Origin of the sequence: Anoxybacteroides tepidamans (genome assembly GCF_014201465.1) — a bacterium.
GTDB classification, from domain to species: Bacteria; Bacillota; Bacilli; order Bacillales; family Anoxybacillaceae; genus Anoxybacteroides; species Anoxybacteroides tepidamans.
Genome location: NZ_JACHEP010000001.1, coordinates 257,888 through 270,837 on the forward strand (window position 1 = coordinate 257,888; position 12,950 = coordinate 270,837).

Sequence of the window (12,950 nt, forward strand, 5' to 3'; positions counted from 1 at the left end):
GAGTTATTTGACAATTAGATGTTTTCAAAAATAAATTGCTCCTGTCATCATAATCATACTTTATGTTTACATAAAAATAAAAGCCGAGAATGTCTCGGCATCCATTCCGCTTCTTTAAGAAACTTCGACGAATCCAACCATACCAGATTCTTTATGCCCAGGAACTGTACAATAAAATCGAAACACACCGCTTTTTATTGGTATGAACGTCATCTCCGCTGTTTTTCCCGGCAAAGAATGAATATGAACGGTTTGATTTTTTGAATGATTCCCATGACCACTCTGTTGTAAAAGAGAGGCTTTCATATTTTCGAATGCAATATCATGTTCCATTTCACCGCTATTTTTAAAAATTAAGGCGACTGGTTGCCCTATAGTAAGTTTGAAATCCTTGGGGAAGTAAGCAAATTCGGTTGCTTCAATGACTACTTTTCTCAATTTTGCATTCGAATTCAACGGCGAAACAGATAACTTATGATTGGTCATAGAGTAATTCATAGGGGAGTTTTTTATTGACGTATGATTGTTTTGATCAAGCTCGTGATATAAGCGGTTATATGTGTAGAAAAACAGCAAAAAGGCGACTGCTAATAACAGCGGATTATGAAATACTTTGTTCATAAAAGATAAACGATTAAAACCGGTTTCTTGTTGAAGCATGTACAAAACAATCAAAATCATCCCAACAAATATGACGAGCATGACACGAATCATTGAATGTTGGTATTCCGGTGAAATCATTTCTCCTAACATCGCTCCCATCATCCCGCCCATAATGCCCGACAAAACCCCGTCCATCATCGCCATGATACTAACCGGTAAACCGGCCAAAAAACCGGCTAACAATCCAATTCCTGTTCCTAAAACGGTTGAGAAAAAGAGGTTACCGCTGTACAAAATGCCGACCTGCAAACCACCTGTTAGTCCGACTAGCATTCCTAAAGCCATCGCCACCATCATGCCAGTCATACATGTAATTTCCTTTCTTTTTATAAATACGAAAACAATAACAATCAAAGATAAAGCCGCTACAATGATCCCCGTTAATAAAATCGACAATGAATTGTCCCTCCCTGTAAGTTTTTATTTGTATACATATATGTGGGCAAGCAGTTCGTTAGTCCTTTATTAAATGAATGAATTATTTTTTACTAAGTTAGCCAAATTAAGAAAAAACTTTTCATTAGGTGACTAATTATGAAAGAAAACATTATTTCAACTGACCATCTGATCATCATCGTGACAGCTACTATTGTCGGAACAATGGCCCGAGCTTTAACCATTAAAGAAGATTTTAGACAATATCCCACTTATCCTAATGGATATTTAATACATCTAGTGACCGGTTTTGTTGCCGCTTCGTTAGGAGCAGTCGCTATCCCAGCCCTTATGACGAAAAATTTTGTCGCTGTTACTTTTTTGGCTTTAGCAATACAACAGTTTCGAGATGTTAGAAAAGCAGAAAAAGAAAGTTTGAAGGATTTAGAAAATACGGAGTCTGCTTATCGTGGTGATGCCTATATCGACGGGATTGCCAAGACATTTGAGGCACGTAATTACTTTGCCTTGATCGTTTCCTTTACAACCGCATTAACAATTCAGTTGGTTGATAGTAAATTCATATCGATCAATGTCATGTCAGGAACAATAACAGGGCTTATCGTCCTTTATGTAATAAAGCGTTTTTCCAAAGGAAAAGTGCTTGGTGATATTGCTGACGTTAAAGAAGGAAAAATAGAAGTCAGAGAGTCGGAGCTTTTTGTCGACGGTATTTTTGTTTCCAATCTCCTTGGTACCGAAAACGCCGCAAATATGTTTCAAAAAGAAGGGTTAGCCGTTGTCATTATTCCACGTGAAGAACATTTTAGAATTGCTTTAGACCATTATGGTCAAAGGCAGGCAGCCTTATTCGAAGCAACTCGAGCGGTTGGAGTAAAGCGTTATCACTTTACACGAAAAGAGTACGAAAAAGGAAAAATTGTTATCACATTAGTCCCGATTATCAAAGATGTTAACAAACTGATCGAAGCAGTAAAAAAAACACCCGTTCTCGAGAGTGTAAAAAAGAGCCATTCCGTAATGGATACAAACTTATTTGGGAGGGAATAGCAGATGGGACGTGAATCATCAGAACGACCTACCTACACAATATTAGCCATTATCACTTTAAAGAAAGAACGAATTTTAGGTGGAAGCCAGCTAGCGTTGTGGGCGGAGAATGAGGAACAACAAAAAGCGATGACACAAGATATCGCAAAAGCAATGAAGGCAGATGTGGTAAAAATGAAAAACGGCGATTACCTTATCATCAGGGTTTAAATCGACATCTATGACGCCAAAAAAGTACATCACCCGCGGAAGGATGAAAACGCCCCTTGCCAAAATACTTCCTTGCCGCTGGGTGCTAGATCAATGATGAATAAACTAGTTCCAATTGGTTTTTATTGGTGAATCAACACGCTGAACTTGCTCAATGCTTGTCGTTTCGAACCTTGCAAACGATTAAACAATGATTTCACTACTTATGCGATACATGTAATATAAACCATATACGATACTAATCAACGAAACGGCTTTAATGGTGAACTGATAAACCATTTGTTTACTTTTAATCCAAATAAATGGTAAACCAAGAAATGTCGTAAATAGCATCATTCCCATAATCGTTCCGACTCCGAATATCAATATAAATAATACCGCTTGCAACCGTGTATCGACAGTCGTTAACGTCAACAGCACCATTCCGGCGCTGCCGGCTAACCCGTGAACAATACCAACCACTGTCGATTTCACATGAAGATGGCTTATGCTTACTTCCTTTTGACTAGAAATAACATTCGATGACCGAAAACTCGTAATCCCTAAAACGACGATCATCACTCCAACCGCTAGTTCCAGCCACATCGCTGCGGTTTCCGGTATTTGTTGTTCCAGCCCGATCACGATCATTCCTACGACAAATAATGTTGCTGTGTGGCCAATTCCCCAAAAAACCCCTGCGAGCGACGAAAGCGAAAGCTTCTTCGTCCGACTGGCAATCGTTGATACAGCAATGACATGGTCCGGCTCTGTGGCATGTCTAATACCTAAAATAAATCCAAAAAGCAATGTCGGCCATACGGTGCTCACTAATGTTCCAACCCCTTCTCTTTTTAGTACTTCCTTAAAAAAATCGGTTCTTCCTGAAAACATTCCTCCCGAATCAATTGGTGGATAAGTTGAAAAATAGTCTCAATAATGTACGTTTCGCGGGCTAAAATACGAACAACAAGTCCCGGAACAGCCGGAGTGGACCATCCAAAATGGGCTTCGTTAGGGAAATGCGCTGCAATGTTTTCAAATTTTTTAAGAACGTCCTTTGTGATCAAAGGACTAACGACAAAAAGAGATCCAATATAAGTATACTCTTCCATCTGAAAAATTCCAGTAATTCCTTTGCTTGGTTCTAAATAAAGGTGATCGAATAACTTTAAATGACCTTCGTAATAGATCTTTAATTTTGAACGAATCCAATCGTAGCGAAACAGCCCACCGCTTTCTGACCAGCCAGGCGTTATAATGTCTCCATATATAAACGTCGCGCTTTCTTTCATATACACAGTCGTCTCTTGATAAAATTTCGCTTTTTCGTAAGCGATAACCGGATCAGGAAAAAATTCGAGCACGCTTTGATCATCAAGAAAAAACGATGTATATTGTTGTACCGGCGTCTTCACCGTCTTATAAATTTTCGTTGCCGACTGCGTTGTCACAATCATCCTTGCTTGTTTTTGCAAAGAGATCTCCGTCTTATATCGGTCTCCGTCGACATACCCCCCTCCTACATGCATCAAATAAATCGTTGGCTGGGAAGGGTGAAGATAGATGGGCCGGGCTAGCTTAAAAGCCCCTTCATAATAGCAGTCAGAAACAATCGTACGGCCATTTTTCTCCACGGCCGTACATTGCAACAAGCCCGACCAGTTCATCCCTCTAACCCTACCAATAATACTTGTTTTTTCATCCATTCGACCACTTCATCCAATCCAATTTCTTCCTTTAAATTTGTAAAAATAACTGGTTTCGTTCCACGTGCCGCTTTTGCATCTCTTTCCATCACTTCTAAACTAGCCCCGACATAAGGAGCAAGATCAATTTTATTAATTACTAATAGATCGGATTTAATCATTCCTTGTCCGCCTTTACGCGGGATTTTTTCTCCTTGCGCCACATCGATGACATAAATCGAAAAGTCAACGAGCTCCGGGCTGAACGTAGCAGCCAAATTATCGCCGCCGCTCTCAATAAAAATAATCTCAACATCCGGATGGCGCCTTTTCAACTCATCAATTGCCGCAAAATTCATCGAAGCATCTTCACGAATGGCGGTATGCGGACATCCCCCTGTTTCCACCCCGATAATCCGATCTTCCGGCAACACGCTATGTTTCACTAAAAATTGCGCATCTTCCTTTGTGTATATATCATTCGTTACAACGGCGATGCTGAACTCACGATGCATCGCCCTCGTCAGTTTTTCAACAAGCATCGTTTTTCCGGCACCAACCGGGCCCCCAATTCCAATTCTTACTGGTTCCATCTTTTATTCCATCTCCTTTTTCTAACATTAAGACATAAATAAGCGGACAGAAAGCTGTTCATGCTGCATTTGGGCAATTTCTAGCCCCGGCGTTACAGCCCCTAGATCTTCTTCGGTTAAAGCATCAATGGTTTGAACCGCTTCAATTAGATAAGGTTGGACAAAAACGAGCAGCTTTTGTCCGTCGGTTTGACCGAGCGGAATGCCGCGAACCGCATTTTGAACAAGCGTTTGGACAGATGTATATAAATACGATAAAACCGTTATATCTTTCGGGATCTCTAAATGATCACATACAATCGCAAACACAATGGCTGGATGAATGTAATCTCGCTTTTCTTTATCATCGTTCCATATCTCAAAAGGATAAATTTCACGGCAAAGCTTCCACATTCGTTCCCCGATCATCCGCGTTCCTTCTCTCGTTTCTCTCGCCAAACAAAGTGCAGCCAATATTTCATTTAACCGCCATACATCATCCTTTGATTGTTTCTGTAAAAAATCATACGTTAAGCGGCATGCCAAGCCGTCTATATACGTTAATTGCGTTCGAATATAAGCACAAAGCGCCTCACGGAACGTTTTCTCGTTGTTGATTTTTTCGTTGTAAATGTACGTTTCAAATCCAAAGGAGTGCGAAAATGCTCCAGAAGGAAAATTGGAATCACATAGTTGCAATAAAGGCAATAGCTTATCCAGCATGGCTATGTCCTATATGGCGAAATGCTTGCTTTACTTTTCGCTTTTCCCGTTGATACGGAATATGTAGCTGTTTTAAAAGCTCCTCTACTAGGTAGTCGTACTGAACGAGCATTTCTTCTCCTTCGAATTGTGCAGGCAAATGGCGGTTCCCAAGCTGATGCGCAATTTCCCCCATCTGCTTGATCGATGTCGGGCGAATGACCAACAAGTCATCAGGAAGGACGCTGACAACGATCATGTTTTTCTCATCCATGAATAAAATATCGCCATCGGTTAATTCCTTTGCCTCTTGTAAACGAATGCCTATTTCGGTTCCATGATCCGTCACCACTCGTTGAATCCGTTTCACTAAATCATCACTATTCATATATACACGTTCCGTGTGTGGCGGGAAATGATCTAATGTTCGGATATTTCCAATAATTTTTTCAACAATCATGTTTGACCACCTCAAAATAAAAAGTATCGTTGTGCCATCGGAACGATTTCAGCTGGTTCACATGTAATAAGCTTGCCATCCACTTTCACTTCGTACGTTTGCGGATCGACCTCAATCTTTGGCATCGCGTTGTTATGCACCATGTCATGTTTAGATAAGTTCCGAATATTCTCTACCGGCCGAATCATTTTTTGCAAATTCAATTTTTGTGGAATTTCAAGCTCCAACGCTGCTTTCGATACGAATGTAATCGATGTGTTATATAACGATTTTCCATAGCTCGCAAACATCGGCCGATATATGACTGGCTGCGGTGTTGGAATGCTGGCGTTTGGATCCCCCATTACACTATAGGCAATCATGCCACCTTTTAAAACGAGTTCCGGTTTTACGCCAAAAAATGCCGGATGCCAAACGACTAAATCAGCTAATTTGCCTACTTCTACCGATCCGACGTATTGATGAATCCCATGGGTAATCGCTGGATTGATCGTATATTTGGCGATGTAACGTTTGACGCGAAAATTATCGCCTCTTCCTTTCTCCTCAGGCAATTTTCCAAATTGCTTTTTCATCTTATCCGCCGTTTGCCACGTTCGCAAAATTACCTCTCCGACGCGTCCCATCGCTTGCGAATCGGAGCTAATCATGCTAAAGACGCCTAAATCATGGAGAATATCTTCCGCCGCAATCGTTTCTTTCCGAATGCGCGAATCGGCAAAAGCAATATCTTCAGGAACAGACGGATCTAAATGATGACAAACCATCAACATATCTAAATGCTCATCTAGCGTATTTTTTGTGTAAGGTCTCGTTGGATTCGTAGAAGAAGGTAATATATTTGGAAAACTTGCGACTTTAATAATATCTGGCGCATGCCCTCCGCCTGCTCCTTCCGTATGATAGGTGTGGATCACGCGCCCGTTAATCGCCCTTAGCGTATGTTCAACAAATCCCCCTTCATTCAGCGTATCGGTATGAATTGCCACTTGCACATCATATTCGTCAGCGACCTGCAAGCTCGTATCAATCGCTGCGGCTGTTGTCCCCCAATCTTCATGAAGCTTCAACCCAATAGCTCCTGCGCGAATTTGCTCCGCTAACGGTTCTTTCGACGATGCGTTCCCTTTCCCTAAAAACCCTAGATTCATCGGAAACGCTTCAGCCGCTTCCAACATGCGATAAATGTTCCATTCTCCAGGGGTGCATGTCGTCGCATTTGTCCCTGTCGCCGGCCCTGTTCCGCCGCCGATCATTGTCGTAATTCCCGATGACAAAGCCGTTTCGATTTGTTGCGGGCAAATAAAGTGAATATGGGCGTCAATTCCCCCTGCGGTGACAATTTTTCCTTCCGCTGCAATAATTTCTGTCGCTGCTCCGATCGTAATATTCACCCCGTCCATCAACAACGGATTACCCGCTTTCCCAATCGCCGCAATCTTCCCATCTTTAATGCCGATATCGGCTTTATAAATTCCCGTATAGTCAACAATGATCGCATTTGTCAGCACTAAATCCATCGATTCCGAACGTGTGGCAAGCGGATGCTGTCCCATTCCGTCACGAATCACTTTCCCGCCGCCGAATTTGACTTCATCACCATAAACGGTAAAATCTTTTTCAATCTCAATCCATAAATCGGTATCAGCCAAACGGACGCAATCGCCTGTTGTCGGCCCAAACATATCTGCATATTGTTGCCGTGACATTTGAAAACTCATCGCATGACTCCCCCTTTCTCACCTTCATCCAGCGGCCCGTTGACTAACTGATTCAATCCGTAAACACGGCGCTCCCCGGAAAACGGGACTAATTCCACTTGTTTCGCATCACCAGGCTCAAAACGCACCGCCGTCCCTGCTGGAATATTTAAGTGTTTCCCATACGCCGATTGGCGATCAAATTCAAGAAACGAGTTCACTTCAAAAAAGTGAAAGTGAGATCCAACTTGAATCGGACGATCTCCACGATTTGTCACGACCAGTTTTGTAATCGGTTTATGGCGATTACAAACGATCGTATCTTCTTTTAACAAATATTCTCCTGGAATCATCGTATCCCCCCTTTAACGAATTGGCTGATGAACCGTCACGAGCTTTGTGCCGTCGGGAAATGTGGCTTCCACTTGTATGTCTTCAATCATTTCTGGCACCCCTTCCATTACATCATCGCGAGATAAAATCGTTGTCCCGTATTGCATTAACTCCGCCACCGTCCGCCCATCTCGCGCACCTTCTAAAATTTCATACGTAATAAGCGCGACTGCTTCGGGATAATTTAACTTCACCCCTCTTTCTTTGCGGCGGCGTGCGAGATCGGCTGCAACGACAATAAGCAACTTCTCCTGTTCACGAGCGGTTAACTTCAATGGCCTCTTCCCCTTCCTATATATTTCGCAAACTAGCATTTCTTCTCGAGATGATTCACACTGTCAAAAACTGTTGAACGTCGCTTTTGCTCGTTTTACTCACATGCCCTTGCGCAACAACTATGCCGCGATCGAAAATGTAAAAGTAGTCGGCGCATGAAAAAGCTAAATCTAGGCTATGCTCGACAAGTACAATCCCGACCATTTTTTCTTTTGCAATTTTCATGATAACATCACGAATCAGTTGTACGATCGATGGCTGAATGCCTTCCATCGGTTCATCAAGCAAAAGCAGCTTTGGCTGTCCAATCAGCGCACGGGCAATGGCAAGCTGCTGCTGTTGCCCGCCGCTTAAATCTCCTCCTTTTCGATGCAACATGTCTTTTAATATAGGAAATAATTCATAAATCTCTTCTAAAACGTGTGACGAATTGATTTTTTTAGGAAGCGCCTCGAATCCTAACAATAAATTTTCTTCGACCGTTAATGTCGGAAAAATTTCCCTTCCTTGTGGAACATAGCCAATTCCTCTTCTTACCCTCTGTTCCGGCGGCAATGATGTAATATCCTCACCCTCCCATTCGATGTTGCCCCTCATCGGTTTGATCAATCCGATGATGCTTTTCATAAGCGTCGTTTTTCCGACACCATTTCGCCCTAGCACTGCCGTCACACATCCTTTTTGTACGTCCATGCTTACGTTTTCTAACACAACGCTTTGTTCATATCCGGCTGTCACATTTCGAACGCTTAACACGCTTTCTCCTCTCTTCCTAAATAAATTTCGACTACTTTTTCATTTTGCTGAATGTCTTCCATCGTCCCTTCACACAATACTTTCCCTTCATGCATCACCGTCACTTGCTTTGAAAAACGACGCACAAAATCCATATCATGTTCGACAATCACAACTGCACAATCGCGAGCAATTTCATGGATCAATTCCCCTGTGCGTTCCCGTTCCGCGGCACTCATTCCTGCAATCGGTTCATCAAGCAGCAACAGTTGAGGAAACTGAATCAGCTGCATGCCGATTTCGAGCCACTGCTTCTGACCGTGTGAAAGAGAACCAGCCTTTTGATCAGCATAATCGAGTAATTCGATACGTTGTAATAACGTGATGATCATATCCCGATCTGCCTCTGACATCTTTGCCCGTAAAACAGCAAATAGCCCGCGATCTTGTTTTAAAGCCAGTTCCATGTTTTCCCATACGGTCAACTGATGAAAAATCGATGGGCTTTGAAATTTCCGAGAAATGCCAAGCTGTACAATTTTGTGTTCCGGCATATCGGTAATATCGTGTGAGTAAAATAACACTTTTCCGCTGCTTGCCCTTGTTTTACCGCAAATCACATCTAATAGCGTCGTCTTTCCCGCTCCGTTTGGCCCGATTAAAAATCGTACTTCATGTGGATAAACTTTCAAATCAGCCCCTTGCAACGCATAAAACCCGTCAAAATCTACTGACACGCTGCAGCACATGAGAACTGGCTTCATTTGCTCTCACTTCCCCTTGTTTTTTTCGTTGTCTAACAGACTGATATACGCCTGTTAGCCCGTTTGGCAAGAACAGCACGACAGCAATAAATAATCCCCCTAAAAACAGCAGCCATATATCAGGATAATTTTCGCTAAAAAAGCTTTTCGCACCGTTCGTCACAATGGCACCGATGATCGCTCCGATTAACGAACTTCTTCCGCCGACGGCAACCCATAGCACCATTTCAATGGAAGGAATAATTCCCATCATTGCCGGAGAAATAAGCCCTACCTGCAGCACAAACATCGCTCCTGCTATTCCGGCAAAAGCGGCGGAAAGGCTATATACAAACACTTTATACGTAGTCGGATTAAATCCTAAAAAGCGGACCCGGTTTTCACTATCCCGAATCGCAACAAGCACCCGACCGAATCGACTCCTCGTTAACCAGCGCGAGAAAAGAAACATCGACAAAAGCAAAACAACGGTTAATAAATAAAGAACGATTTGTGTAAGAGGAGAAGATAGCGAGAACCCAAAAACGGTAGAAAAATTCGTTAACCCGTTTGTTCCCCCGGTCCATTCTTGCTTTCCGATAAATAATGTCACAAAAACAACCACGATCGCTTGGGATAATAATGAAAAATAAACACCTTTAATTCGATTTCTAAACGTAAAATAGCTTAAAAACATCGCTAGAAGCACCGGAACAATAATGGCGGAAGAAATGGCAATAACCGGCTGTTCAAACGGTTTCCAAAACCAAGGGAGCTTATTTACACCGCTCCATTCCATAAAGTCGGGTAAACGACCACCGGAAGCCTCCAGTTTTAAATACATCGCCATGCAATAAGCTCCTAAGCCAAAATATACACCGTGACCTAAACTTAAAATGCCGGTATAGCCCCAAATTAAAGAAATGCCGATCGCAATCATCGCAAAACAAAGAAATTTCCCAAGCAGCGACAAACGAAATTCCGTTAAATAAAACGGTGCTAAAAACAAAGCAAGAAAAAACAGCCAATACATCCAGTTCTTTTTGATCATTTTTGACCCCCCTTAATCGAGTGATCTCGTTTTCATGCTCACAAGTCCAGAAGGCTTCCATTGCAAAAAGACAATAATCAACGCAAACGTAATCACTTTTGCCATCGTGGCACTTGTCGAATATTCGGTCAATGTACCAATCAATCCGATTCCAAATGCCCCTAAAACTGTTCCGATTACTTTCCCTACTCCCCCTAAAATAACGACCATAAATGCATCGACAATATAATACGTTCCGATCGTTGGACCAATCGGACCGAGCAGCGTTAATGCACAACCTGCCAAACCCGCAAAGCCGGATCCGATCGCAAAAGCGTATGCGTCTACTTTTTGCGTAGAAATGCCAAGGCATGCGGCCATATCCCGGTTAAGTGTAACCGCCCTTATTCTTCGGCCAGCTGCTGTTTTATTTAAATACATATAAAGTACAAAGATTGACACGGCGACAAATGCTAAAATGAACAACCGTTTATACGGAAACACCATTCCCGCAACATGAACCCCTCCATCTAACCATTCGGGAGGAAGTACCGCCACATTGGGAGCACCGAAAATCGTCCGCGCCATTTGCTGTAAAATCAAGCTCACCCCCCACGTTGCCAGTAAACTATCCAACGGCCGGTGATATAGGTGGTGAATTAACGATTTTTCCAATCCTAAACCAAGGAGAGCAGAAACAAAAAAGGAGACAGGAATAGCGATGACATAATAATAGTCCATCGATTGCGGTGCATACTGCGCAAAAAACTGTTGAACAACGTACGTCGCATAAGCTCCAACCATAATCAATTCGCCATGAGCCATGTTGATGACGCCCATTAACCCAAACGTAATCGCCAACCCAATGGCAATGAAAAGCATGATCGAACCTAAGCTTAAACCGTTAAACAATTGTGTCACAAAAACTGACAAGGAAATACCCCCCTTCTTTAGGAGAGGAAAGGAGCATAACCCCTTTCCCACAAATGTATTTAATTCATCAAGTCTTTTGCCCATGGATAGCTTTTTAAATAAGGATCTGGCTTAACAGCTTCCCCAGAATTCCATAATTCTTTAAATTGACCATCCGGTTGGATTTCTCCTATTCTCACAATCTTCCATGTATGTTGTGTTTCCCCGTCGATTTTTACCGTTCCGCCAGGCGCCTTATACTCGATGCCATCAGCTGCTTTTTTCACCTTATCTACATCAAACGAGCCGGCTTTTTTCACCGCTTCGGCCCATAAATGAACAGCAAAGTACGCTGCTTCGATCGGGTCATCTGTGACGCGGTCTTTTCCATACTTCTCTTTATATTTCTCTACAAATACTTTGTTTTCCGGTGTGTCCGTTGACTGAAAATAGTTCCATACCGCAAGATGGCCGGCCAATACATCACCGCCAATTCCGCGAATTTCTTCTTCGGCGATGCTCACAGACATAACCGTTAAATCCTTTGCTGTAATCCCAGCGTCTTTTAATTGTTTGAAGAACGCGACATTGCTGTCCCCGTTGAGCGTGTTAAACACTACATCTGGCTTCACGTCTTTAATTTTGCTAATAATCGTGCTATAATCTGTATGGCCAAGCGGCGTATATTCTTCACCGACCAATTGCCCGCCTTCCGCTTTTAATTGAGCTTTAATAATTTTATTTGCCGTGCGCGGGAACACATAATCCGAACCAAGCAAGAAAAATTTCTTTCCTTTATTTTGTAACAACCAGCTTACCGCTGGAACGATTTGTTGGTTCGTCGTGGCACCTGTATAAAAAATATTTGGTGAAGACTCCATCCCTTCATATTGGACTGGATACCAAAGCAACCCATTATTTTGTTCGACGACCGGAAGCATCGCTTTGCGGCTCGCTGATGTCCATCCGCCAAAGATTGTCACTACTTTATCTTTCTGTAGTAGCTTTTTCGCCTTTTCCGCAAACGTTGGCCAGTCTGAGGCCCCATCTTCAATGACAGGCTCAATTTTTTTTCCTAATAACCCCCCAGATTCATTAATCTCTTCAATCGCCATTAATTCCGCATCTCGCAGCGATACCTCGCTGATCGCCATCGTGCCGCTCAATGAGTGAAGTATCCCTACTTTGACAGTGTCGTTTGTTTCCGATGTGCTGCTTTCTTTCTTCTTTTCTTTCGCCTCATCGACTGCCGATGATGCAGCACATCCGCTCAGTACCAATAAACTTCCGCATAAAAGCAAGCTGAGCCATTTCAATCCATTCCCTTTTAACCTCTTCATGTGAACACCCCTTACAAGATTCTAATTATTTATGATATAATTAGAATCAGGCATATACCGACGTATGTAATGCCTGATTTATAAGGAATTTTCTCATGGCC

16 protein-coding genes are annotated in these 12,950 nt (G+C 42.5%); 2 read left to right on the forward strand and 14 right to left on the reverse strand.

Features of this window, described 5'->3' with window-relative positions; genetic code table 11:
* Positions 1-114 precede the first annotated feature (114 nt).
* On the reverse strand, positions 115-1,059 hold the full coding sequence (locus HNQ34_RS01315; protein ID WP_183250955.1) for a plastocyanin/azurin family copper-binding protein: 945 nt from the start codon (positions 1,057-1,059) through the stop codon (positions 115-117).
* A gap of 138 nt (positions 1,060-1,197) precedes the next feature.
* Between HNQ34_RS01315 and HNQ34_RS01320 the strand changes: the two genes are divergently transcribed.
* On the forward strand, positions 1,198-2,109 hold the full coding sequence (locus HNQ34_RS01320) for a YIEGIA domain-containing protein (RefSeq protein ID WP_183250956.1): 912 nt from the start codon (positions 1,198-1,200) through the stop codon (positions 2,107-2,109).
* Positions 2,110-2,112: 3 nt separating this feature from the next.
* A complete protein-coding gene (locus HNQ34_RS01325) occupies positions 2,113-2,319 on the forward strand; it encodes a capping complex subunit for YIEGIA (RefSeq protein WP_183250957.1) in 207 nt (68 codons plus the stop codon).
* A 183-nt stretch (positions 2,320-2,502) separates the two neighbouring features.
* On the opposite strand, the gene HNQ34_RS01330 is transcribed toward HNQ34_RS01325, so the two are convergent.
* The 13 genes from HNQ34_RS01330 to urtA are packed head-to-tail and all read right to left on the reverse strand — an operon-like array spanning position 2,503 to position 12,849.
* Positions 2,503-3,129 carry a HoxN/HupN/NixA family nickel/cobalt transporter gene (locus HNQ34_RS01330; RefSeq protein WP_183250958.1) on the reverse strand — a complete coding sequence of 209 codons (627 nt, stop codon included), beginning with the start codon at positions 3,127-3,129 and terminating at the stop codon, positions 2,503-2,505.
* Positions 3,130-3,152: 23 nt separating this feature from the next.
* Positions 3,153-3,968: an urease accessory protein UreD gene (locus HNQ34_RS01335; RefSeq protein WP_183250959.1), complete on the reverse strand. Its 816-nt coding sequence runs from the start codon at positions 3,966-3,968 to the stop codon at positions 3,153-3,155.
* Positions 3,965-4,579 (reverse strand): urease accessory protein UreG, encoded by a 615-nt coding sequence (gene ureG, locus HNQ34_RS01340; protein ID WP_183250960.1) that lies wholly within the window; start codon positions 4,577-4,579, stop codon positions 3,965-3,967. The genes HNQ34_RS01335 and ureG overlap by 4 nt, the downstream gene beginning before the upstream one ends.
* 27 nt (positions 4,580-4,606) lie before the next feature.
* Positions 4,607-5,281, reverse strand: coding sequence for an urease accessory protein UreF (locus HNQ34_RS01345; RefSeq protein WP_183250961.1), 675 nt, complete (start codon positions 5,279-5,281; stop codon positions 4,607-4,609).
* Complete coding sequence (ureE, locus tag HNQ34_RS01350; RefSeq protein WP_066324210.1) at positions 5,271-5,720, reverse strand: urease accessory protein UreE; 450 nt, start codon at positions 5,718-5,720, stop codon at positions 5,271-5,273. The genes HNQ34_RS01345 and ureE overlap by 11 nt, the downstream gene beginning before the upstream one ends.
* Before the next feature lie 11 nt (positions 5,721-5,731).
* The gene (ureC, locus tag HNQ34_RS01355) at positions 5,732-7,441 is read right to left on the reverse strand and encodes an urease subunit alpha (protein ID WP_183250962.1); all 1,710 of its coding nucleotides are present in this window, start codon (positions 7,439-7,441) and stop codon (positions 5,732-5,734) included.
* Complete coding sequence (locus HNQ34_RS01360) at positions 7,438-7,773, reverse strand: urease subunit beta (RefSeq protein WP_183250963.1); 336 nt, start codon at positions 7,771-7,773, stop codon at positions 7,438-7,440. The genes ureC and HNQ34_RS01360 overlap by 4 nt, the downstream gene beginning before the upstream one ends.
* Positions 7,774-7,785: 12 nt before the next feature.
* Positions 7,786-8,088 carry an urease subunit gamma gene (locus tag HNQ34_RS01365; RefSeq protein WP_183250964.1) on the reverse strand — a complete coding sequence of 101 codons (303 nt, stop codon included), beginning with the start codon at positions 8,086-8,088 and terminating at the stop codon, positions 7,786-7,788.
* A gap of 55 nt (positions 8,089-8,143) precedes the next feature.
* Complete coding sequence (gene urtE / locus HNQ34_RS01370; RefSeq protein ID WP_183250965.1) at positions 8,144-8,845, reverse strand: urea ABC transporter ATP-binding subunit UrtE; 702 nt, start codon at positions 8,843-8,845, stop codon at positions 8,144-8,146.
* On the reverse strand, positions 8,839-9,588 hold the full coding sequence (urtD, locus tag HNQ34_RS01375; RefSeq protein WP_042535398.1) for an urea ABC transporter ATP-binding protein UrtD: 750 nt from the start codon (positions 9,586-9,588) through the stop codon (positions 8,839-8,841). Before urtD ends, urtE begins: the two co-directional genes overlap by 7 nt.
* Complete coding sequence (urtC, locus tag HNQ34_RS01380) at positions 9,545-10,618, reverse strand: urea ABC transporter permease subunit UrtC (protein ID WP_183250966.1); 1,074 nt, start codon at positions 10,616-10,618, stop codon at positions 9,545-9,547. Before urtC ends, urtD begins: the two co-directional genes overlap by 44 nt.
* Positions 10,619-10,630: 12 nt before the next feature.
* A complete protein-coding gene (gene urtB, locus HNQ34_RS01385; protein WP_183250967.1) occupies positions 10,631-11,530 on the reverse strand; it encodes an urea ABC transporter permease subunit UrtB in 900 nt (299 codons plus the stop codon).
* Between the two features lie 59 nt (positions 11,531-11,589).
* Complete coding sequence (gene urtA, locus HNQ34_RS01390; protein WP_183250968.1) at positions 11,590-12,849, reverse strand: urea ABC transporter substrate-binding protein; 1,260 nt, start codon at positions 12,847-12,849, stop codon at positions 11,590-11,592.
* Positions 12,850-12,950: the final 101 nt, after the last annotated feature.

Coding starts and splice junctions, on each gene's coding strand:
- HNQ34_RS01335 (WP_183250959.1), bottom strand. CDS start 3,968: ATGAACTGGTCGGGCTTGTTGCAATGTACGGCCGTGGAGAAAAATGGC.
- ureC (WP_183250962.1), bottom strand. CDS start 7,441: ATGAGTTTTCAAATGTCACGGCAACAATATGCAGATATGTTTGGGCCG.
- urtA (WP_183250968.1), bottom strand. CDS start 12,849: ATGAAGAGGTTAAAAGGGAATGGATTGAAATGGCTCAGCTTGCTTTTA.
- HNQ34_RS01320 (WP_183250956.1), top strand. CDS start 1,198: ATGAAAGAAAACATTATTTCAACTGACCATCTGATCATCATCGTGACA.
- HNQ34_RS01345 (WP_183250961.1), bottom strand. CDS start 5,281: ATGCTGGATAAGCTATTGCCTTTATTGCAACTATGTGATTCCAATTTT.
- ureE (WP_066324210.1), bottom strand. CDS start 5,720: ATGATTGTTGAAAAAATTATTGGAAATATCCGAACATTAGATCATTTC.
- HNQ34_RS01360 (WP_183250963.1), bottom strand. CDS start 7,773: ATGATTCCAGGAGAATATTTGTTAAAAGAAGATACGATCGTTTGTAAT.
- urtD (WP_042535398.1), bottom strand. CDS start 9,588: ATGAAGCCAGTTCTCATGTGCTGCAGCGTGTCAGTAGATTTTGACGGG.
- ureG (WP_183250960.1), bottom strand. CDS start 4,579: ATGGAACCAGTAAGAATTGGAATTGGGGGCCCGGTTGGTGCCGGAAAA.
- HNQ34_RS01325 (WP_183250957.1), top strand. CDS start 2,113: ATGGGACGTGAATCATCAGAACGACCTACCTACACAATATTAGCCATT.
- urtC (WP_183250966.1), bottom strand. CDS start 10,618: ATGATCAAAAAGAACTGGATGTATTGGCTGTTTTTTCTTGCTTTGTTT.